Origin of the sequence: Streptomyces sp. NPDC086554 (genome assembly GCF_040686095.1) — a bacterium.
Taxonomy (GTDB): Bacteria; Actinomycetota; Actinomycetes; order Streptomycetales; family Streptomycetaceae; genus Streptomyces.
In genome coordinates this window covers 269,994-291,470 of sequence record NZ_JBFBJK010000007.1, presented here as the reverse complement: position 1 = coordinate 291,470, position 21,477 = coordinate 269,994, and the positions used below count along the sequence as shown (strand labels likewise).

Annotated in this window: 20 protein-coding genes and 1 pseudogene; 14 read left to right on the top strand and 7 right to left on the bottom strand. The window is 69.0% G+C overall.

Annotated elements, in window-relative coordinates; genetic code table 11:
- Positions 1 to 43: 43 nt before the first annotated feature.
- The 14 genes and pseudogenes from AB0O76_RS14345 to AB0O76_RS14280 all read left to right on the top strand — a co-directional run bounded on the left by AB0O76_RS14345 (position 44) and on the right by AB0O76_RS14280 (position 12,936).
- Positions 44 to 520, top strand: coding sequence for a hypothetical protein (locus tag AB0O76_RS14345; protein ID WP_365489611.1), 477 nt, complete (start codon positions 44 to 46; stop codon positions 518 to 520).
- Positions 521 to 525: 5 nt separating this feature from the next.
- A complete protein-coding gene (locus tag AB0O76_RS14340) occupies positions 526 to 894 on the top strand; it encodes a DUF3817 domain-containing protein (RefSeq protein WP_365489608.1) in 369 nt (122 codons plus the stop codon).
- Entirely contained in the window at positions 891 to 1,931 is a 1,041-nt protein-coding gene (locus AB0O76_RS14335; RefSeq protein WP_365489605.1) for an ATP-binding cassette domain-containing protein, read from the top strand. The genes AB0O76_RS14340 and AB0O76_RS14335 overlap by 4 nt, the downstream gene beginning before the upstream one ends.
- Positions 1,928 to 2,685 (top strand): annotated as a pseudogene (locus AB0O76_RS14330) (ABC transporter permease); the annotation flags it as partial. The gene AB0O76_RS14335 and the pseudogene AB0O76_RS14330, both read left to right, overlap by 4 nt.
- 293 nt (positions 2,686 to 2,978) lie before the next feature.
- Entirely contained in the window at positions 2,979 to 3,971 is a 993-nt protein-coding gene (locus tag AB0O76_RS14325) for a ParB/RepB/Spo0J family partition protein (protein ID WP_365489602.1), read from the top strand.
- A 403-nt stretch (positions 3,972 to 4,374) separates the two neighbouring features.
- Positions 4,375 to 5,574, top strand: a complete 1,200-nt coding sequence (locus AB0O76_RS14320; RefSeq protein WP_365489599.1) for a cytochrome P450 — start codon at positions 4,375 to 4,377, stop codon at positions 5,572 to 5,574.
- A gap of 38 nt (positions 5,575 to 5,612) precedes the next feature.
- Positions 5,613 to 6,527, top strand: coding sequence for a putative sugar O-methyltransferase (locus AB0O76_RS14315; protein WP_365489596.1), 915 nt, complete (start codon positions 5,613 to 5,615; stop codon positions 6,525 to 6,527).
- A gap of 55 nt (positions 6,528 to 6,582) precedes the next feature.
- The gene (locus tag AB0O76_RS14310) at positions 6,583 to 7,839 is read left to right on the top strand and encodes an FAD-dependent oxidoreductase (protein WP_365489593.1); all 1,257 of its coding nucleotides are present in this window, start codon (positions 6,583 to 6,585) and stop codon (positions 7,837 to 7,839) included.
- Positions 7,840 to 7,854: 15 nt separating this feature from the next.
- Positions 7,855 to 9,003, top strand: a complete 1,149-nt coding sequence (locus AB0O76_RS14305; protein ID WP_365489590.1) for a nucleotide disphospho-sugar-binding domain-containing protein — start codon at positions 7,855 to 7,857, stop codon at positions 9,001 to 9,003.
- Positions 9,004 to 9,013: 10 nt separating this feature from the next.
- Complete coding sequence (locus AB0O76_RS14300; RefSeq protein WP_365489587.1) at positions 9,014 to 9,832, top strand: class I SAM-dependent methyltransferase; 819 nt, start codon at positions 9,014 to 9,016, stop codon at positions 9,830 to 9,832.
- Positions 9,819 to 10,433, top strand: a complete 615-nt coding sequence (locus AB0O76_RS14295) for a dTDP-4-dehydrorhamnose 3,5-epimerase family protein (RefSeq protein ID WP_365489585.1) — start codon at positions 9,819 to 9,821, stop codon at positions 10,431 to 10,433. The genes AB0O76_RS14300 and AB0O76_RS14295 overlap by 14 nt, the downstream gene beginning before the upstream one ends.
- Positions 10,430 to 11,476, top strand: a complete 1,047-nt coding sequence (locus AB0O76_RS14290; protein ID WP_365489584.1) for an NAD-dependent epimerase/dehydratase family protein — start codon at positions 10,430 to 10,432, stop codon at positions 11,474 to 11,476. Before AB0O76_RS14295 ends, AB0O76_RS14290 begins: the two co-directional genes overlap by 4 nt.
- Positions 11,469 to 11,699, top strand: coding sequence for a ferredoxin (locus AB0O76_RS14285; protein WP_365489581.1), 231 nt, complete (start codon positions 11,469 to 11,471; stop codon positions 11,697 to 11,699). Before AB0O76_RS14290 ends, AB0O76_RS14285 begins: the two co-directional genes overlap by 8 nt.
- 118 nt (positions 11,700 to 11,817) lie before the next feature.
- On the top strand, positions 11,818 to 12,936 hold the full coding sequence (locus AB0O76_RS14280; RefSeq protein WP_365489578.1) for a DegT/DnrJ/EryC1/StrS family aminotransferase: 1,119 nt from the start codon (positions 11,818 to 11,820) through the stop codon (positions 12,934 to 12,936).
- A 91-nt stretch (positions 12,937 to 13,027) separates the two neighbouring features.
- Here the strand turns inward: AB0O76_RS14280 and AB0O76_RS14275 are convergent, their stop codons facing one another.
- From AB0O76_RS14275 to AB0O76_RS14245, 7 genes are all read right to left on the bottom strand, one after another.
- Positions 13,028 to 13,963, bottom strand: a complete 936-nt coding sequence (locus AB0O76_RS14275) for an isocyanide synthase family protein (protein WP_365489798.1) — start codon at positions 13,961 to 13,963, stop codon at positions 13,028 to 13,030.
- A 128-nt stretch (positions 13,964 to 14,091) separates the two neighbouring features.
- Positions 14,092 to 15,411, bottom strand: coding sequence for a cytochrome P450 (locus AB0O76_RS14270; protein WP_365489575.1), 1,320 nt, complete (start codon positions 15,409 to 15,411; stop codon positions 14,092 to 14,094).
- A 116-nt stretch (positions 15,412 to 15,527) separates the two neighbouring features.
- The gene (locus AB0O76_RS14265; protein ID WP_365489572.1) at positions 15,528 to 16,511 is read right to left on the bottom strand and encodes a Gfo/Idh/MocA family oxidoreductase; all 984 of its coding nucleotides are present in this window, start codon (positions 16,509 to 16,511) and stop codon (positions 15,528 to 15,530) included.
- Entirely contained in the window at positions 16,508 to 17,905 is a 1,398-nt protein-coding gene (locus AB0O76_RS14260) for an NDP-hexose 2,3-dehydratase family protein (RefSeq protein ID WP_365489569.1), read from the bottom strand. Before AB0O76_RS14260 ends, AB0O76_RS14265 begins: the two co-directional genes overlap by 4 nt.
- Positions 17,906 to 17,983: 78 nt before the next feature.
- On the bottom strand, positions 17,984 to 19,288 hold the full coding sequence (rfbH, locus tag AB0O76_RS14255) for a lipopolysaccharide biosynthesis protein RfbH (protein WP_365489566.1): 1,305 nt from the start codon (positions 19,286 to 19,288) through the stop codon (positions 17,984 to 17,986).
- Between the two features lie 31 nt (positions 19,289 to 19,319).
- Positions 19,320 to 20,303: a dTDP-glucose 4,6-dehydratase gene (rfbB, locus tag AB0O76_RS14250; RefSeq protein WP_365489563.1), complete on the bottom strand. Its 984-nt coding sequence runs from the start codon at positions 20,301 to 20,303 to the stop codon at positions 19,320 to 19,322.
- 100 nt (positions 20,304 to 20,403) lie between these two features.
- Positions 20,404 to 21,468 (bottom strand): glucose-1-phosphate thymidylyltransferase, encoded by a 1,065-nt coding sequence (locus AB0O76_RS14245; protein ID WP_365489560.1) that lies wholly within the window; start codon positions 21,466 to 21,468, stop codon positions 20,404 to 20,406.
- Between the last annotated feature and the right edge of the window lie 9 nt (positions 21,469 to 21,477).

The window sequence follows — 21,477 nt, the reverse complement described above, 5'->3', positions numbered from 1 at the left end:
CTATTGGCAGCCAACATATCCATTGCCGGTGGAGGGGTCCGCAGTGACCAAGTTCTTGTTATCGGTGCATGTCATCGTGGCGATCCTGGCGGTCGGGCCGATCGCCGTGGCCGCCTCGATGTTCCCGCGCTACGCACAGCAGTTGACGACCGACGGGGAGGATCCGGACGGCAAGGCGGCCGGGGTCGCCGGCATCCTGCACAAGATCTGCCGCGGGTACGCCCTCTTCGGCATCGGCGTCCCGGTCTTCGGACTCGCCACCGCCGTCCAGCTCGACGCGCTCACCGATGTCTGGCTCATCATCTCGATCGTCCTGACCGCGGTCGCCGCTGCCGTCCTCGCGATGGCGATCCTGCCCAGCCAGCAGCGGGTGCTCGCGGTGGCCGGTGGAACGGCCGATGCCGGTGCGCCCGCCGTCCCTGCGAGCCGGCTCTCCATGCTCACGGGTGTCTTCAACCTGCTGTGGACGGTCGTCGTGGTTCTGATGATCGTCCGCCCCGGCTCCACGACGGGTGCGTGATCTCGATGCGTACGTTGCGAATCGCCGCCGCCGTCGAGGCCGCATCCCTGGTCATCCTGCTGCTCAATGTCTTCACCATCCATGCCAAGCCGATCACTTCGCTGGGCGGGCCGACCCACGGCACGGCCTATCTCGTCGCCATCGCGATGACCTGGGCGATCCCCGCCGCCGCCGGGACCAGCGCCCGGTGGCTCGCCCTGATCCCCGGTATCGGGGCGATGCTCGCGCTGCGCCGGCTCGGCCGGGAACCCGCGGCCGACGGGCCGGGTGCGTCCGTGCCGCCGCAAGACGTACGTACGTCGAACCAGTCGAACCAGTCGAACCAGTCGAACCAAGAGGCACGTACGTCGGACGAGGACAGGACCCGGTCATGAGCGGCACCGGGGCGCAGGCCGCCATCGAGGTCCGCGGCCTGGTGAAGACCTTCGGGGAGAAGCGGGCCGTCGACGGCATCGACCTCACCGTCCCGGCCGGAACCGTCTACGGCCTCCTCGGCCCCAACGGCGCCGGCAAGACCACCTTTGTGAAGACCCTCGCGACCCTGCTTCGGCCGGACGGCGGCCAGGCCCGGATCTTCGGCCGCGACGTGGTGCGGGAGGCGGACGAGGTGCGCGCCCGCGTCTCGCTCACCGGGCAGTACGCCTCGGTGGACGAGGACCTGACGGGTACCGAGAACCTGGTGCTCCTCGGCCGTCTGCTCGGCTACGGCAAGTCCGCCGCCCGCACCCGGGCCGGGCAGCTCCTGGAGGCCTTCGGTCTCACGGAGGCGGCGGCGCGGCAGGTGAAGAACTACTCCGGCGGCATGCGGCGCCGCATCGACATCGCCGCGTCCATCCTCAACACACCGGATCTGCTCTTCCTGGACGAGCCGACGACGGGCCTCGACCCGCGCAGCCGTAACCAGGTGTGGGACATCGTGCGGGCGGTCGTCACGCAGGGCACGACCGTCCTGCTGACCACGCAGTACCTCGACGAGGCCGATCAACTGGCGTCCCGCATCGCGGTGATCGACGACGGCAAGGTGATCGCGGAAGGCACCAAGGGCGAGCTCAAGTCGTCGGTGGGCGCGGGCTCCGTGCATCTGCGGCTGCGCGACGCGGCGCAACGGGACGAGGCCAAGCGGCTGTTGGCCCTGTGCCTGGACGTCCCGGTGCACCTGGAGCCCGACCCGGTCGCGCTCAGCGCCCGGGTGGGCGGCGATGCATCCGCCGTGGGGGCGGCCGAGCAGGCGTCCCGTGCGCTGGCCGAGCTGGCCCGGGCCGGCATCACCGTCGACAACTTCTCGCTGGGGCAGCCCAGCCTCGACGAGGTGTTCCTCGCGCTGACCGACAGCGCCGTGAAGCGGGACCGGGCCGAGCAGGCCGGGCAGACCGGGACGACCGCGAAGACCGAGAAGGGAGCCATGGCATGAGCGCCGTGACGCAGACGGATGTCGGCGCCGACGAACTCGCCCCGGTCGCCGCCGAGTCGCTGGCCGGGCTGCTCGGCTCCCGGCAGCGGCCGCCGCGGCCCAGCGCGCTTTCGACGTCCGTGACGTTCGGCTGGCGGGCCATGCTGAAGATCAAGCATGTGCCGGAGCAGCTCTTCGACGTGACGGCGTTCCCGATCATGATGGTGCTGATGTACACGTACCTCTTCGGAGGGGCGCTCGCGGGTTCCACCCAGGAGTACATCCAGTTCCTGCTGCCCGGGATCCTGGTGATGTCCGTCGTCATGATCACGATGTACACGGGCGTCTCGGTCAACACCGACATCGGCAAGGGTGTCTTCGACCTCCCCCAAGCTCTTAAAGAGCAGGGGGGACCCCCTCCCGGACCCTGCCGATCTGGCGGCCGTCCCCGATGGTCGGCTATCTGCTCGGCGACATGCTCCGCTACTTCTGCGCCTCGGCCGTCATCCTCGTGGTCGGCCTGATCCTGGGCTACCGGCCCGACGGAGGGATCGTCGGCGTACTGGCGGGCGTGCTGCTGCTCATCGTCTTCAGTTTCGCCTTCTCCTGGGTGTGGACGATGTTCGGCCTGCTGCTGCGCACGGAGAAGACGGTGATGGGTGTCTCGATGATGGTCATCTTCCCGCTGACATTTCTGAGCAACGTCTTCGTCGAGCCGCGCACGATGCCGGGCTGGCTGCAGGCGTTCGTGAACAACAGCCCGATCTCCCATCTGTGCAGTAGCCGCTGTTCGTCCGACTCCTCGAACACCCGGAGGTCATGCCGAGGTCATCCCGGGACGCGCCCCGACTCCTGGCCGGAATACGGGCATTCACCTGCAACGTTCAACTGAATCGGGACCTCACCGTCCGTCACTCCGAGTAAAGTACTCGTCAATAACTCTCTTGCTGCACGGTAGCGGGATTTGCTAGCGTCCCAGCGGTTGGCGCACTGAATATCGGCGGAGACACGGGGGGTACGATGTGCGACCAGGATGTCGGCTGTGCTTGGCCTCGATTGGCTGGAAGGATGCCGCAGGGCGGCCCTTATGCCGAATCGTCAGACATAGTGAAGGTGGACTGCAGGAAAGTTCCGGTCGGGTGGCTACTGCCTGCTGATTCACCTCGGACCAAAGGTGTTGATCAGGAATACGTTGCGGCCCTCAGTGAGTTAGGTGAAGAGCTTCCGCCGATCGTTGTGCACGAGTCCAGCGGGCGAGTCATAGACGGGATGCATCGCCTGGCCGCCGCCCGGCTGCGCGGCGAAGAAGTGATTCACGCCCACCTTGTCGCAGCGCCAGAGCACAAACTGTTCGAAGTATCGGTCAGATTGAATTCCGCCCATGGGAAACCCCTCTCCTATCGGGAGAAGGTCGCTGCCGGGACCCGAATTCTCATGGAGAACCAGAAACTGTCGGACCGGTACGTCGCATCCCTCACGGGTCTGTCACCCCGCACGATCGCCCGCCTGCGACGTTCGAGTGGCGAAGTTGCGCACTTGAACGCCCGGATCGGCCTGGACGGCAAGGTCCGTCGCGTCGGCGTCGCGCCCGGCCGGCAGCGGGCCAGCGAGCTGCTCGCCGAGCGTCCCGGTGCACCGCTGCGGGAGATAGCGCGCGAGGCGGGGATATCCCTCGGCACCGCTCATGACGTCAAGAAACGCGTGCTCCTCGGTGAGGATCCGGTCCCGCGGCGTTCGGAGGATTCCCCCGCGCCGGTGGCGAAAAGCACGCATGTGCTCACCGAGCCCGAATCCCCGACGCCCATCGCGGGTGGGGCGCAACCGTTGCAGAAACTGCGGAGAGATCCCGCGCTTCGTCTGTCCGAATCCGGCCGTCTCCTGCTGCGGCATCTCGCCATCCATGACGTCGACTCCCAGGTTCTGGCCGACGTCGCCGCGAATCTGCCGCCGCACACCACCGACCGGGTCGCGCAATTGGCTCGTGAATGCGCGGAGAAGTGGGCGCGGTTCGCCGAACGAGTGGAACGGGAATCCTCCGTGGGTCGTCGAACGCCCGCTTGACAAACATAATCACAGCGGTTCGAATTCCTGAACGCGGGGAGGGCCTACGGGCCCTCCCCGCGTTCTTTATTCCACCATTTCCGGTTCTTTTCCGGAGCCCGATATTCCGCTCCTGCCGGGGCGCTATTCGAGTGTCTGATGCATGCGAATTGTGCGCGCTTTGAGCCATCGAACATCGCCTTGTCTCAGCCCCTGCGTGAGAAGATCGCTGTGTTCGGCAATCGGGGCGCTCATGCCGATCGATCCCGCCCGAGGTCCGTCGTGATTCGGCCTTGCGTCCTTCTTTCTCTGCTCTGATTCCCTGTCCATGTAAATGGCAGAAATTCCGAATGCCGGCGTGCAGGCATTCACATTCCATCGATGCCCGGCTTTCTGCCGGGCAATGCACAGGAGGTGACCCGCAGTGACCGAGACATGCCCCCACGCGCCCGCCTACCCCTTCGGCCCGGTATCGCGCCTTGATCTGCACCCTCGCTATCTGGAGCTGGCCCGCACGGAACCGGTGACCCGGGTTCATATGCCCTACGGCGGCGAGGCATGGCTGCTGACCGGCTACGAGGAGATCAAGCAGTTCCTCGCCGACCCGCGCTTCAGCTCGTACGCCGCGACGACACCGGACACCGGCAGGGTGACCCCGCTGCCGCTCAGGCCCGGAAACCTGCTCACCATGGACCCGCCCGACCACAGCCGGATCCGCAAGATCGTGGCGCACGCGTTCGTGCCGAGCCGGGTGGCCCGTCTTACCGACCGGATGCGCGAGGTCGTGGCGGCCGAGATCGACGCCATGGTGGAAGCAGGACCCTCTGCCGACCTCGTGGAGCGCCTGGCGATCCCGCTGCCCGTCCGCATGATCGCCGAGCTCTTCGGCATCCCGTACGAGGAGCGCTACGCCTTCCGCAAGTACTCCGACGTCTTCGTCGCGACCTCCGCCCACACCCAGGAGGAGATCGACGAGGCGCGCGACGGGCTCGAGGACTACCTCAAGTCGCTGATCGAACTGCGCCGGCGCGAGCCCCAGGAGGACCTCGTCTCGGTGCTCATCGAAGCGGTGGACGGGGAACGGCTCTCCGACATGGAGGCGGTGCGCACCGGCATCGGCATCCTCATGGCGGGGCACGAGACCTCGCTGAGCATGATCTCCAACGTCTGCTTCCTCCTCCTCCAACAGCGGGAGCTGTACGAGGAGTTGTGCGCCCACCCGGAGCGCATCGACGCGGCGATCGAGGAGATGCTGCGCATCGTCCCGCTCCGGTCGGTGGGCAGCTTCCCCCGGCGGGCGACCGAGGACGTCGAGATCGGCGGCGTACTCATCAGGACGGGCGACACCGTCATCTTCCAGCGCGCGGCCGGCGACCGTGACGAGCGCGTCTTCGACGACCCGGAGACCATCAGGTTCGACCGGGGCCGCAATCCGCACCTGGGCTTCGGCCACGGCATGCACTACTGCCTCGGCTCGGCCCTCGCCCGCTCCGAGCTGCGGGTGGTGCTCGAAGGGCTCACCGACCGGCTCCCCACGCTGCGCCTTGCCGTACCCGCCGAGGACGTCCCGTGGAAGCCCGGCCTGATCGCGCGTGCGCCGGAGGCCCTGCGCGTCGACTGGTGAACCGTCCCGGAAGCCCACACCCCCCGAAGAGGAATGACATGACTACGCACCCACGCGTCAACGAGCTCTGGAAGTACATCGGCGAGAACCAGGTCAACGGCCAACTGGTCGACGACCTCACCGACTTCAAGACCAGCCAGGTCAACTACCGGCTTACCTCCTTCGACGTGCAGACCAACGGCGTCCGGTACCTCAAGACCCTCATCTACAACCTCGCGTCCCAGCTGAGTCCGGAGAACTGGGACCGGCTGCGCCGAATCGAGAACCGCGAGGTGGGAAACCCGTTCTCGGTCACCTACGACGGCGAGATGGTCTGCCTCGACTACCTGCGTGCGGTACTCGATCTCGAATTCATCGAGAAGAACGTGGACTTGGCGGGCGCGGACGTTCTCGAGATCGGGGCGGGGTACGGCCGTACGTGTCATTCGTTCCTCTCGAACCACAAAATTTCGTCATACACGATCATTGACCTAGAGACCACGATGGAGGTATCCCAGCGCTATCTGCGGACCGTCCTTGACGACGCGGACTTCGCGAAGATCACGTTTATTCCGGTAGGTGAAATCGAAGGCGCCCTCGATGACGCCACCTTCGATCTGGCCATCAATATCGACTCGCTCGCCGAGATGGACGCCGATACCGTCCGGTACTACCTGGGACTCATCGACCGGCACTGCCGGAACTTCTATGTGAACAACCCGGTCGGCAAGTACATGGACAAGAGCCTGGACGGCCACGCGCGCGGCGAGCAGGCCATCGCCAGGGCGATGAGCCCGGGACTCCTGACGGACGTCATCGACGTCAACGACAACCGTGCCGTGGCGGCGAAGGCCCCCGAGTTCACGGCCGCCTACCGCCCCCATGACGGCTGGACGTGCGCCGCCGACGAATGGGCCGTTCCCTACACCTGGTACTGGCAGGCGCTGTTCCAGAAGCAGCAGCCGAAGCACTGAAGGCGCATCGCGCAAGGGGAGTTGACCGGTGACGAACGATTCGAGCGGAGGCGATATGGAGGCACGTCGGACGACCTGCGCGATCGCGGGTGCCGGGCCTGCCGGGATGATGCTGGGGATGCTGCTCGCCCGGGCGGGCGTGGAGACCGTGGTCCTGGAGAAGCACGCGGACTTCCTGCGGGACTTCCGCGGGGACACCGTGCACGCGTCGACATGGCGGCTCATGGAGGAGCTCGGACTCCACGACGCGTTCGTGAAGTTGGCGCACCAGCGGATCCATCACATTCAAGTCGAGACCGACGACGGCACGTACAAGCTCATGGACTTCCGCAGGCTGCCGGGCAAATTCAAGTACATCACCTTCCTGCCGCAGTGGGACTTCCTCAACTTCCTTGTGGAAGAGGCGGAGAAGTATCCGAACTTCCGGATCCTGCGCAACAGCGAAGTGACGAGCGTTATCGAGGACGGTGACCGGGTCACCGGGCTTCGCTACCGCGACGCCGAGGGTGAGCACAAGCTGCGTGCGGACCTCACCGTGGCCGCCGACGGCCGACGGTCGGCGCTGCGCGAGACCGCGGGCCTGAAGTCACGCGTCTTCGGCTCGGGCATGGACATCCTGTGGTTCCAGCTGTCCAAGAAGCCCGGCGACCCGGGCGGCATGGTGGGCAGGCTCTCCGACGGTCAGCTGGTCGTGCGCATCGAACGGCAGACCCACTGGACGGTCGCGTACACGGTCCGCAAGGACGGATACGACGAGGTGCGGGGGCGCGGTCTCGACTGGTTCCGCAAGAATCTGGCCGAACTCACCCCGTTCCTGGCCGACCGGGTCCACGAAGTGGAGTCCTGGGACGACATCAAGGTCCTCGACGTACAGATCGACCGCCTCGACCGCTGGTGGCGTCCCGGACTGCTCTGCATCGGAGACGCCGCCCACACGATGTCGCCGATCATGGGCGTCGGGATCAACCTCGCCCTGCAGGACGCCGTTGCCGCCGCCAACCGGATCGCCGAGCCGCTGCGCGACGGCAAGCTGACGGACGAGCACCTGGAGAGCGTGCAAAAGCGCCGCACCATGCCGACCGTGGGCACCCAGCGCATGCAGCGCTTTCTGCAGGGCCGCTTCCTCGAGCCGTGGGTCCGCGGCGAAGGCAAGTCCACCACCCCCCGCCTGCTGCGCATCCTCAAGCGCCTGCCCGCCCTCCAGGCGGGACCCGCGCGGACCATGGCGATCGGCATGCGCCCCGAACACCCCATTCCGGCGCTTCGCAAGCAGCCGGCCCTTCACCGCCCCACCGCCACGAACGGAGAGTGACACATCGTGCGTGTAATGATGACGATTACCCCTGGTACCGGGCACACCTACCCCATGGTCCCGCTGGCCTGGGCCCTGCAGATGGCGGGCCACGAAGTGCTCGTCGTCTCGTGCGGCCCCGGTCTCGAGATGGGCAAGGCCGGTGTGCGCACCGTGGACGTCTCCCCGGGGCTGTCCCTGGGGCAGATGCAGGGCAAACTCGCCGCGAACCACCCCGAGTTGGGCGCCAAGCTGGCCCAGGAGGCCCTGGACGCCAACTATCTGGACATCATCGGCGCCGCGGTCGCCGCAGCGCTCAGGCTGCAGCCGCAGATGGTCGAAGGGATGATCCGCACCGCCGAACAGTGGCGGCCGGACGTCATCGTGCATTCCCCGCTGCTCGCCCCCGGCCTGGTCGCCGCGGCCAAGCTCGGCATCCCCGCGGTGCAGCACGAGTTCGGCTTCGTACGGCCCTCCGGAAAGATCATGCGCAACGCCTACCCGGACCTCTTCGAGAAGCACGGTGTGGAGCTGCCCGAGGTGCAGGCCACCATCGACATCACACCGCCGAGCATCCAGGCGCCCGAGCCCGACTCCTGGATGATGGGATTCGTCCCGTACAACGGCAGCGGTGCCCTGCCCGAGCCCATCTTCGACTTCCTCACCAACGCGCCCGCCAAGCCGCGCATCGCCATCACGCTCGGCAGCGGACCCGCCCCCGAGGAAGCCGCGCTGATCTTCCGTCAGGTCCTGGAGATGGCGCCGAAGACGGACGCCGAGTTCGTCATGGTCGTGCCCACGGTCGACCTGGAGCCGTTCGGGCCGCTGCCCGACAACGTCCGCTCCTTCGGCTGGGCGCCGTACAGCTCGCTGATGGCCCACTGCTCGGCGGTCATCCACCACGGCGGCCCCGGCTCGGCGCTCGGCGCGATCGCCAACGGCGTCCCGCAGGTCATCCCCGACTTCAAGGGCCTGGCCCGGCCGCTCATCGCGGACACGATGGTCCAGCGCGGCATCGCCCGCGTCGTGCCCCCGGAGGAGATCGGCAAGGACCTCGTGGAGTCGCTGCTCGCGGACAAGGCGCTGCCCGCCGCCACCGACGAAGTACGCGAAGAGATCAAGAACATGCCGAAGCCGCACGAGATCGTCGACCGACTGGCCGCGCTCGTCGAGGCGGGGAAGTAGGGCGCACCGGATGACGATGTACACGACCGGGACCGAGTGGCAGCGTGCGGTGGAGTCCGCACGCACCATCTACGACATATCGCCGCTGTACGAGGCGATCTATCTGGGCCGGGGCAAGGACTACGAGGCCGAGGCCGGCACCGTCGCCGAGCTCGTCAGGGCCCGCAACCCCGAGGCGCGGGACCTGCTCGACGTGGGCTGCGGGCCCGGCAACCACCTGCAGTACTTCGCCGCGGCGTTCGACCACGTGGAGGGGGCCGACCTCGCCGATGCGCAGCTCGCATCCGCGCGCAGCCGCCTGCCGGACGTGCCGGTGCACCGGGCTGACATGCGGACCTTCGACCTGGGCCGTCAATTCTCGGCAGTGACCTGCCTGTTCAGCGCCATCGGCAACATCAGCGGCACGGACGAACTGCGGGCCGCCGTGCGCAGCATGGCGCGGCATCTGCGGCCCGGCGGCGTCCTGGTGATCGAGCCGTGGTGGTTCCCGGAGACCTTCACCGCGGGACACATCGGCAGCGACACCTTCGAGCACGAGGGGACGACGATCTCGCGCGTTTCGCACTCCGTGCGGCGCGGGGACAGCAGCCACATGGAGGTCCACTACGTCTTCGCCCGGCCGGGCGAGGGCATCTGGCACTTCGCCGACGAGCACACCATGGCCCTGTTCCCGCGCACCGAGTACGAGACGGCGTTCGCCGACGCGGGGCTGAAGGCCGAGTTCCTCGACCTGGGCAACTCGGGTCCAGGAGTCTTCGTCGGCACGCTCGAATCCGGCACCCTCGAATCCGGCACGCTCGAAGGGAGCTCCCGTGATGGACGTTCGTGAGCTGAAGATCGCCGGCGCCTTCCACTTCGTGCCGCAGAACTTCGCCGACGCCCGGGGCCATCTGGCCTCGCCGTACCAGGAGGCCGCCTTCAAGGAGGCGACGGGCCACGCGCTGTTCCCGATCCGCCAGACCAACCACAGCCAGTCACGCCGGGGCGTGGCCCGCGGCGTCCACTTCACGACGACACCGCCGGGCATGGCCAAGTACGTCCACTGCTCGCAGGGCAGCACCCTCGACATGGTGGTGGACGTGCGGGTCGGCTCCCCGACGTTCGGGCAGTGGGAGTCCATCGTGCTCAACGCCGAGCACCCCAGCGGGATTTACCTCCCCGTCGGCGTCGGGCATGCCTTCGTCGCCCTGGAGGACACGGTCATCACGTACCTGCTGTCCGAGGGATACAAGGCGGAGAACGAAAAGGCGGTCTCCGTGCTCGACCCGGCCCTCGGCCTGCCCGTCTCGGACGACGAGAACCTCATCCTCTCCGAACGGGACCGGGTGGCACCCACGTTGGCCGAGGCGGCCGAGCAGGGGCTGCTTCCCGACTACGAGACCTCGCTGAGGGTGGAGAGGTCGCTGTACGAGAAAGGAGCGGACGCATGACCGCAGGACACGACGAACAGGCGCAGCAGCGGCCGCTGGTGACCGTCCTCGGCGCTTCCGGATTCGTCGGCGCGGCGGTGACCCGTGAGTTCGCGCGCAGGCCGGTGCGGCTGCGCCTTGTGTCCAGGAGCCGCGCGGTGGTCCCGCGGGACGCCGTCGCCGACATCGAGGTGCGCACGGGGGATCTGACCGAACAGGCGGCGCTCGCCGACGCGGTCGAGGGATCCGACGTGGTGATCCATCTGCTCGCGCACATGTCGACCGACGCCAACTGGCGTGGCGCGGGCTCCGCCGCCGAGAAGGTCAACGTCGGCACGATGCGCCGCCTTACGGAGATCCTGCGCCCGGGTCCTGACGGCCGTCCGGTCACCGTGATCTACGCGGGGACGGCGAGCCAGGTCGGCCTGTCCGCCACGACCCGCGTCGACGGCTCCGAGCCGGACGAGCCGCAGAGCTCGTACGACCGTCAGAAGCTGGCCGCCCAGCGGGAGTTGGAGGCGGCGACCAGGGCGGGGCACGTGCACGGATTCACCCTGCGCCTGCCGACCGTGATCGGCTGCGTGCCCGGCCGTGAGGGGTCCAAGGGTGTGGTGGCCGCGATGATCGGGCGGGCGCTCGCGGGCGAGTCGATCACGATGTGGCACGACGGATCCGTACGCCGTGACCTGCTGCACGTCGAGGACGTGGCCCGGGCCTTCGCCGCGGCCGTCGACCACGGACACGAACTGGTCGGCCGCCACTGGATGATCGGCAGCGGCCGTGGCGAGCCGCTCGGCGCGGTCTTCGACCGGGTCGCCAAGCTCGTGTCGGTCCGCACCGGCCGGCCCCCGGTGGACGTCCTGACGGTGCCGCCGCCGGAGTACGCCGAGCTCGGCGACTTCCACAGCATGGAGATCGACTCCTCGGCCTTTCGCGGCGTGACCGGCTGGCTCCCGCGACTGACCCTGGAGGAGGGCCTGGAACGCACGGTCGACGATCTGCACCGGTCGGCGCCGAGCGCGCCCGCGGCCGCGAACAGCGCGGGGGGAAGCGGAGATGACTGACCGGACCTGGCGGATCGAGGTGAACCGGCGGGCCTGCGCGGGCACCGGGCTCTGCCTGGGCACGGCGTCCGGGCACATGCGCCTCGTCGGGGGGCGGGCCCGTCCCGTCGAGGCGCTCGTCGCCCCGGACCAGAGCGTGGCGGACGCCGCCGCGACCTGCCCGATGGAGGCGATCACCCTGCGCGACGCAGCGACCGGCGAGCTTCTCGCCCCGGTGCGTTGATCGTGCGACCGACCGGAGCACGGCGGCCCGGCCGCCGTGCTCCGCACCGCCGGCCACCGAGGGCGTCCCGGCGAACACACATCACCGGCCCACAGGGCGAGTGCGGAGGCGAAAACTCATGACCATGTCCGTCTGGGCTTACCAGGACGAGTACGCGGCCGAACGCGACGACATCCTCGAAGCGGTCGACTCGGTGTTCTCGTCCGGGCGTCTGGTGCTCGGCCCGAGCGTGGAGAACTTCGAGGCGGAGTTCGCAGGCCATCACGGCGCCGCGCACTGCGTCGGCGTCGACAACGGAACCAACGCGGTGAAGCTGGCGCTCGAGGCGCTGGGCATCGGCGCGGGCGACGAGGTGATCACCGTGTCCAACACGGCCGCGCCCACCGTCGTCGCGATCGCGAGCACCGGGGCCACCGCGAAGTTCGTGGACATCGACCCGGCGACGTACTTGATGGACACCACGCAGATCGCGTCGGCGATCACCGAGCGAACGCGGTGCATCGTGCCGGTCCACCTGTACGGGCAGTGCGTGCCGATGGCGCCGGTCGCGGAACTGGCCGCGGCCCACGGCCTTGCGGTCGTGGAGGACTGCGCGCAGGCCCACGGCGCACGCCAGGGCGGCAGGATGGCGGGCACCTTCGGCGACGCCGCCGCGTACTCCTTCTACCCGACGAAGGTCCTCGGCGCGTACGGCGACGGGGGAGCGGTGCTGACCTCACGGGCGGACGTCGACCGCAACCTGCGGCGGCTTCGCTACTACGGGATGGAGGAGCGCTACTACGTCGAGGCGCTGCCCGGCCACAACAGCAGGCTCGACGAGGTCCAGGCGGAGATCCTGCGCCGCAAGCTGCGGCGGCTCGACGGCTACATCGCCGCCCGGCGCGCGGTGGCCGACCGCTATGCCGATGCGCTTGCCGACACCTCGCTCGTCCTGCCGGCCACGGCCGAGGGCAACGACCACGTGTACTACGTGTACGTGGTCCGCCACCCCCGGCGCGACCTCGTCATCGAGCGGCTGCGCGAGCACGACATCGAGCTCAACGTGAGCTACCCGTGGCCGGTGCACACCATGGCCGGGTTCGCGGGCACCGAGTCGGCGGACGTCTCGCTGCCGGTCACCGAGCGGTACGCCAAGGAGATCTTCTCGCTCCCGATGTACCCCTCGCTCGGCGTCGAGCGGCAGGACCAGGTCATCGACGCCCTGCGCAAGGTCCTCGACGAGGTGGACTCCATCTGACCCGGCAGGCCGCCCGAAGCCCGAAGAGCGGGTGCCCTGTTCACCACGGTGAACAGGGCACCCGCTCTTTGTCGTCCCGAGGGCGCTCGCGTCACACGGCGACGGGCACGTCGTCGGCCCCGTCGAGGGCCTCGAAGTGGCTCGGGCGCCCGTCCCGCTGGACCTCACGGCCGATCTGCTCCGCCTCCGTGCGGTGCATCAACTCCCAGCCGCCGTCCGCCCGGCGCAGCGGCACCGAATGCCACGGCGTGGTCCACGCGTCGGCCGCCCCGAGCAGCCGGATACCGAACTTGGCCTCGCCTCGGTTCTGCGGGTGGATGGAGAGACGCACCGTACGCGGGTGGTGCTCGGCGATCAGCTCGCCCCAGGCCCGGCTGCGCCGGATGACCTCGTAGGCGCGCTTGCGGGCGTCGCGCTGCAGGGCGGAACGCGTCCCCTCCCAGCCCGCGGTGTCCTCGACCATGAAGCGGGTGATGCCGCGATACATCCGCAGCGTCGAGTCGTCGACCTTGACCTCGGCCCGCAGGTCCTCGATCGTCGGCGCGTAGCGGTCGGTGGTGGCCATGCGCTTCTCGTCGTACGAAAGGGTCGTGCCGTAGACGTCGCGCAGGTCGAAGGTGGCCAGGTGCTCGGCCATTCCCTCACTGCTGATCATGTCGCGCAGCGCGTCGCCGTACGCGTCGATGTGCTCGTCGGGGACGCCGATGACATCGCCGAAGATGTGCCCGTCGGAGCAGATCAGGACGCGGGCGCCCGGTGCGTACACCTTCTCGATCCGGGCGCACAGCGAGTCCAGGAAGCGCAGGGCGAGCAACTCCCCTTGGTCCGGGAGGTGGTTGAAGACCTTCGCGGTGTTGGGTGATTTGCACGGGAAGCCCGGCAGGGTGAACAGCACCGGTTCACCTCGGCCGACGAGGCCCGATATCTGAAGGAGCTGTTCGGGGAACGCGTCGGTGGTGTCGAGGTCGGCGTCGGCCTCGACGGTACGCCGGTGCGGAAGCAGCAGGGACAGGATCTCGTGGGTGATCCGCCGGGTCTCGGCGGATTCGGACTCGAAGAGGGAAGAGGACGTAGAGGACGTAGAGGACGCAGAGGACACTGTGTGCTCGCTTTCTGGGGCTTGTGTGCTGGCTGAGAGGAGCGGTGCGGATCCGGTCAATGCCGCACCGGGCAGCCAGCGGCGGGCGGCGGATCCTGCGGCCCGTAGGCGACGGGAAGTTCGTTGACGCCGCGGGCCAGTACGGCGGAGATCCAGACCAGCGAGTCGTCGTCGACGGCGAACCGCAGCTGCGGAAGGCGGGTCAGCAACGCCTTGATGGCGATCTGGAGTTCGATCCGGGCCAGTGAGGCGCCCGGGCAGAAGTGGATGCCGTGGCCGAAGGCCAGATGGGGGTTGGGGCTGCGGTCGAGGTCGAGGGTGTCGGCGTCGGGGAAGCGCTCCGGGTCGCGGTTGGCGGCGCTCAGCGAGACGATCACCGAGTCGCCTGCCGGGATGCCGGTGCCGTGCAGGTCCGAGTCCTCGGCGAAGAACCGCCAGGTGGTCAGCTCGAACGCGCTGTCGTAGCGGAGGAGTTCCTCCACGGCACGCGTCGGCAGGCCCGGGTCGTCCTGCGCAGAGCCGTCGAACGCGGCGCGCAGCCGCCGGAGTTGCTCGGGGTGGCGCAGCAGGGCGATGAGCGAGGTGGTGATCTGGTTGGTGACCGGCTCCTGTCCCGCGACCAGGAGCTGGAAGACGATCGAGTCCGTCTCCTCCTTGCTGATCGTGCCCTCGTCGCGCGCCGTGACCAGCGCGGTGAGCAGGTCGTCGCCGGGGTTGCGGAGCTTCTCCTCGGTCACCTCCGCGATATAGGCCTGCAGACCGCGCAGCCGCCCCTCGTAGGCGGGGCGCCCGGGGTCGGAAGGACCGACGGGCTGCACGACCTTGCCCCAGTCGCGGTCGAAGCGCCGCGCCAGGTCGGCCGGAAGGCCGATGACCTCGGCGAGCACCCGGAAGGGGAAGTGGGCGGCGAACGCGTCGACCACGTCGACGACACCGCTCACCGGCGCGTCGGCATCGGGGCTTTTGACCGCCGCGTCGAGCAGTTCCGCCGCGATCTCCTCGATCCGGCCGCGCATCCGCTCCATGGCACGCGGCGCGAAGGCCTCGGTGACCAGGCGCCGCATCACGGTGTGCTTCGGCGGGTCCTGGTGCAGCAGATGCGCCTGGAGCTGCGAGTGCTGCGGCTCGGGCATGATCGCCGCGCGTGACCGCCAGGCGTCGTTGCCGAGGTCGTGGTTCTTGCCGAGACGGTCGTCGTTGAGCGCTTGGTGGGCCGCCGCGTAGCCGGTGACCAGCCATGCGTCGACGCCGCTGGGGAAGTGCACCCGGTGCACGGGGCCCTCGTCGCGCAATTTCCTGTAAAGGGGATAGGGGTCGGTCTTGTACTCCGGGCCGTAGAGGGGCAACGGCTCGGGCAATGGCTCGGGAAGAGACATGGGTGTGCTGGTTCCTTCCGGGTGGGGCGACCTGCCGCGGACGTGCGGCGGCCGAGACTGTGTGTGGGGGGAAGGAGGGTTGAACGGGGAAGCAGGGGAGGGCAGCTGACGGACCCTCAACCGCCGGCGTGCCGCCTGATCTCGTCGAGGAGTTCGGCCTGCCGGAGGGTGCCGTCGTCCGGCGTGGTTCCTGAACGCACCGCCGCCACCCACGCGCGCAACGTGCCGACGACCTGGTCCTCCGCGTCGAGCCGTACCCCCTCGTTGCCGGAGGCGTGCTGCAGGCGCACCAGCGGGCGATGGTCCGCGGGCGGGGTGAACGCCTGGTCAAGGACGATGCGGCCCTCGCTGCCCCAGAGTTCGTACGTCGACGCGTACGCCTGCTCCAGGCCGAACGACAGATGGGCGAAGACCCCGTTCGACGTACGAAGGAGCGCGGCACCGGAGGTGTCGACCTCGTACCCGGCGGCCCGCGTCAGTGCCGCGCCGCACACGGTCAGAGCGTCACCGAGCAGATGCAGCGCGGCACGCACGGGGTAGACGCCCACGTCCCACAGCGCCCCGCCGCCCAGGTCCGCCCGGTAGCGGATGTCGTCGGCGGGCCGCGGCGGCACCGCGAACACCGCGCGCAGAAACCGGAGTTCACCGATGGACCGCTCGGTGTGCACGAGTCTGCGCACCGCCGCGTGCTGGCCGTGGTGGAGGAACATCACGTTCTCCATGAGCACCAGGCGGCGGTCGCGGGCCTCTGCGAGCAGCTGCGCGGTCCGCTGCGCACTCGTGGTCAGCGGCTTCTCCGCGAGGACATGCTTGCCCGCACGCAGCGCCGCGGCGATCCACTCCCCGTGCAGGGCGGCGGGCAGCGGGACGTACACCGCGTCGATGTCGTCGCGGGCGAGCAGCGCCGCGTACCCGTGCACGGGTACGCATCCGTGCAGGGCCGCGAACTCCCGTGCGCGGCCCGCGTCCCTGCTGGCGACCGCGGTCAACTCGGTCTCGGGCAGGGCCGCCAGAGCGGGCATGAGGCGTCGGCGTGCGACGGAGGCGCAGCCGAGCACACCGACCCGTAGCGGAGCCGCCCCGGTGGGGGCGGCCGTCATGCGGTGGGCGCGATCGTACGGAGACAGGCGAGCAACGTGCGTGCCTGTACGTTGAGGTAGTGGCCGTGCTGCACGAGCGACGCCAGCTGATCGGGCGTCACCCAGTGGAACCCGGCGGGGGGATCCGTCGGCGCCTGGGTCTCGTCGGCAAGCACGACCCGGTAGCGGCTCTCGGCGTTGAGGAACCGCCCGCCCTCCTCGGAGTGCACCGCCTCGTACAGCACATCGGACGCGGTGGCGGTGACGACGGTGCCGAGGAACGCGGGGCGCTGCTCCTCGGGCAGGTGCGCCACATTGCCGGGGATGCACTGCACCGTCGGCCCGAGCTCTACGGTGTCGAGGAACCCGCCCTCGACCCGGGCCGCCACAAGCACGTGCAGCACACCGCCGAACCGGCGGGCCACGAACGCGATCTCCCCGGTGTCCACGGGCTCGAACAGCGGCTGCGTCCAGCGCGCCACCTCACGGTTGCCGGCCTCCACCGAGAGCGCCACCACCCGGAAGAACCGCTGCTCGGCATGGGATATCGCCCACTCCGAGCGCTGCCACCCGGGAACGTCGCGCAGCGCGCCCCGCTCCGCGGTGACGACGTGCCGGCTGCGCTCCGAGCAGAACCAGGACATCAGGTCGGCGTCCGGGCGCAGTGCGCTGCTCTCCGCGCCCGCGCTGCCCGGCATGCAGGCGAGCACGGTGCGCGAGTCCATGTTGACGACGTTGTCCCACCGCAGCAGCTCGTTGAGCTGGCCCAGGCTGAGCCAGCAGAAGTCCTCGTGGTCGGGGACGTCGCCGATGGCCTCGACGATCACATTGCGGTTGCTCTTGCGGTAGAACCAGGAACCGTGCTCCGACTGCAGCACGTCGGTGAGGACCCGGCCCCGGTCGGGCTGGGTGAAGTACTCCAGGTACCGCACGTCCGAACCCTGGTGCACCTTGGTGTAGTTGCTGCGGGTGGCCTGGACGGTGGGGGAGAGCTGGAGCAGGTTCGGGTTGCCCGGCTCCATCTTGGCCTGCATGAGGAAGTGCAGGACTCCGTCGAACTCCTTGGCGAGGATGCCGAGGATGCCGACCTCGGGCTGCCGGATGATCGGCTGGTGCCACTCTTCGGTGCCCTCGTCGCCGGACACCGTGACGTGCAGCCCTTCCACGCTGAAGAAGCGGCCGCTGCGGTGCACGAGATTGCCCGTACCCTCCTGGAACGTCCAGGCGTCGAGCGCGGAGAACGGGATGCGCTCGGTCCGGAAGGCGTGCGCCGCGCGCCGCCCGCCGAGCCAGTGCGCGAAATCGCCCGTGGGCAGCATCGTGCCCGGCGATGCCGTCGAGAGCGCGAGGCGGTCGGCGAGGGTGTGGTCGATCCGCCGGACCAGGGGAGGGCCGGAAATCTGTAGGGATTGCATGGGGAGGACTCCTGACGTCCCTGGCAGATGGAGCGCGGCACGGGGCCTGCGCGGGTCGCGTGGTCGTGTGGTCGCGGGTCAGCCGTGCGTCGCGGTGAACTCCCGGATCGACTGGACGACGTACGCGAGCATCTCCTCGGTCAGACCGGGATAGACCCCGATCCAGAACGTCTGCTCGGTGATGATGTCGCTGTTGGTGAGGTCCCCCGAGATGCGGTGCTCGGCGCCGATGTAGGCGGGGTGGCGGGTGAGGTTGCCAGCGAAGAGCCGCCGGGTGCCGATCTTCCGGCCTTCCAGGAAGTCGACAAGATCGGCACGGCTGTAGGGCGCGTCGGGTTCGACGGTGAGGGCGAAGCCGAACCAGCTCGGGTCGGATCCCTCGGTGGCGCGGGGCAGCACCAGATGGGGCACGCCGTCCAGGCCGTCGCGCAGCTGGCGCCAGTTACGGCGCCGCGCGGCGCAGAACTCGTCGAGCCGGCCGAGCTGGCTAAGACCCAGGGCCGCCTGGAGATCGGTGCCCTTCAGGTTGTAACCGACGTGCGAGAAAATGTACTTGTGGTCGTAGCCGGCCGGCAGCGTCCCCATCTGGTAGTCGAACCGCTTGAGGCAGCGGTTGGTCTCCCCGGGCTCGCACCAGCAGTCCCGCCCCCAGTCGCGCAGTGACTCGACGAGCCGCGCGAGGACGAGGTTCGACGTCAGTACGCAGCCGCCCTCGCCGGTCGTCAGATGGTGGGCCGGGTAGAAACTGACGGTGGACAGATCACCGAAGGTGCCGGTGAGCCGCCCGTGGTGGAGGGAGCCGACCGCGTCGCAGTTGTCCTCGATCAGGAACAGGTCCCGCTCTTCGGCCAGTTGGGCGAGCTCGGCGGCCTCGAAGGGGTTGCCGAGCGCGTGGGCGATGAGGATGGCCCGGGTCTTGGGGCTGATGGCCTGCCGCACCCGGTCCGCGGTGGTGTTGTACGTGCCGAGGTCCACGTCGACGAAGACCGGGACCAGACCGTTCTGCAGGATCGGGTTCACGGTGGTGGGGAAGCCCGCGGCGACCGTGATGACCTCGTCGCCAGGACGCAGCCGGCTCTCCTCCAGCTGCGGCGACATCAGGGCGGCCACCGACAACAGGTTCGCGGACGAGCCGGAGTTGACCAGGTGCGCCTTGCGCCGGCCCATCCAACGGGCGAAGGACGACTCGAACTTGCGGGAGCTGCGCCCCGCCGCGATCCGCATGTCGAGCGCGGCCTCCACAAGGGCTTCCCGGTCCTCCGCGGCGAGGACGGCGCCGGACGGCCAGATCTCGGTGACGCCCGGGACGAACGGCTTCAGGTCCTGGGCCTCCTGGTGGTACTTGCGCACCGACTCCAGGATGAGTTTCTTGTGCTGACCCATGGGATCGTCCTCTCGTGGCGTGCGGGGCATGTCAGCGGCCTTCCGTATCGCCGTACTTGGACGCCTTCCACCAGGCCGGGTTCTCGCGGTACCAGGCGACGGTGGCGGCCATGCCCTCCTCGAAGCCGATGCGCGGGGCGTACCCGAGCTCCTCGCGGATCTTGGTGTCGTCGAGGGCGTAGCGGGCGTCGTGGCCCTTGCGGTCCGTGACGTGCCGGATGGCGGAGCGGTCGGCGCCGCACAGTTCGAGCAGCAGGTCGGTCACCGCGAGGTTGGTGCGTTCGTCGCCGCCCCCGACGTTGTAGATCTCGCCCGCCCTGCCGCCCTGAAGGACGAGGTGCACGGCCCGGCAGTGGTCGTCGACGTGCAGCCACTCCCGCACGTTCAGGCCGTCCCCGTACACCGGCACCTGCAGGCCCTCCAGGAGATTGGTGACGAAGAGGGGGACGAGCTTCTCCGGATGCTGGTGGGGCCCGAAGTTGTTGGAGCACCGCGTGATCGACAGGTCCAGGCCGTGGGTGTGCCAGTACGCGCGGGCGATCAGGTCGGACGCGGCCTTTGACGCCGCGTACGGGGAGTTGGGCTGAAGGGGCCACTCCTCGGTCCAGGAGCCCTCGGTGATGGAGCCGTACACCTCGTCGGTCGACACATGCACGACCCGCTCGACCTTGCTGGCGATGCAGGCCTCCAGCAGGGTCTGGGTGCCGCCCACGTTGGTGCGGACGAACGGGGCGCCGGACTCCACGGAACGGTCGACGTGCGACTCGGCGGCGAAGTGCACCACCGCGTCATGCCCGGGCAGCACGTCCATCAGGGTGTCCCGGTCGCAGATGTCGCCGTGGACGAAGTCCAGACGCGGGTCGTGCGGGGGGAGGTTGTCGCGGTTTCCCGCATAGGAGAGGGCGTCGAGGGCGGTCACGCGGGCGCCCTCCCAGCCGGCGTAGCCATCGTTCAGGAGAGTGCGTACGAAGTGCGAGCCGATGAATCCGGCCGCGCCGGTCACCAGGATCCTCATGCCGTCCTGCCTTCTTGAGTGGGTCGTCGCGGTCGTCGCGGTCGTCGCGGTCGTCGCGGTCGTGGCGCTCGTCGCGGTCGTCGCGAGGTGCGGCAAGGCATCAGACGGCCACCTCGACCCCGGCGTGGTCGCCGATGACGATCCGGTGGCGCGGGTTCTTGTCCGCGGCGGTCACCGACGCCGCACGCCCGATCAGCGAACCCCCGATGCCGTGCACGCCGGTGACGCTCGAACCGTCGAGGACGATGGAGTCGCGCAGGCCGGTGTCCCGCAGTACGCAGCCGCTGCCGACCGAGGTGCAGGGCCCGATGCTGCTGTCCTCGACCAGGGTGCCCGCGCCGATGACGACGGGTCCCTCGATACGGGAGCGCACCACGCGGGCGCCGCTCTCCAGGACGACGGCGCCGATCAGTTCGCTGTCGACCACGTCCGCGTCGCCGGTGTCGGGCCGCAGGCCTTCGAGCACCTTGCGGTGGCATTCGAGGACCTCCTCGACGTCCCCGGTGTCCTTCCAGTAGCCGTCGTACTCGATCGCCTGGACCGAGGTGCCGCGCCCGACGAGCTCCTGGACGGCGTCGGTGATCTCCAGCTCGCCGCGCGGGCTCGGCCCGATGGCGGCGATCGCGTCGTGGATGACGGAGGTGAAGAAGTAGACGCCGATCATCGCGAGGTCGCTGCACGGCTCCTGCGGTTTCTCGACAAGCGCCAACACCCGTCCGTCCTCGTCGAGTTGGGCCACTCCGAAGGCGCGCGGGTCGGGCACCTTGTGGACCAGGATCTGGGCGGCGGGGCGCCGGGCGCGGAATCGGGCGGCGGCGTCCGCGATCCCGTTCAGCAGCATGTTGTCCCCGAGGTACATCACGAAGTCGTCGTCGCCGAGGAAGTCGCGTGCCGTCGTGACGGCGTGCGCGAGACCCCGGGGCGCGTCCTGGCGCAGATAGGTGATGCGGACGCCGAACCGGGAGCCGTCACCGATGGCCGCGGCGATCTGCTCGCCGCGATCGCCGGTCACGATCCCGATCTCGGTCACGCCCAGGTCGCGGATGTTCTCCAGGACATAGGCGAGTACGGGCTTGTTGGCGATGGGAATGAGCTGCTTGGGCATGGAGTGGCTGAACGGCCTGAGGCGAGTACCGGACCCGCCCGAAAGCACCAGTGCCTTCATGAGAGATTC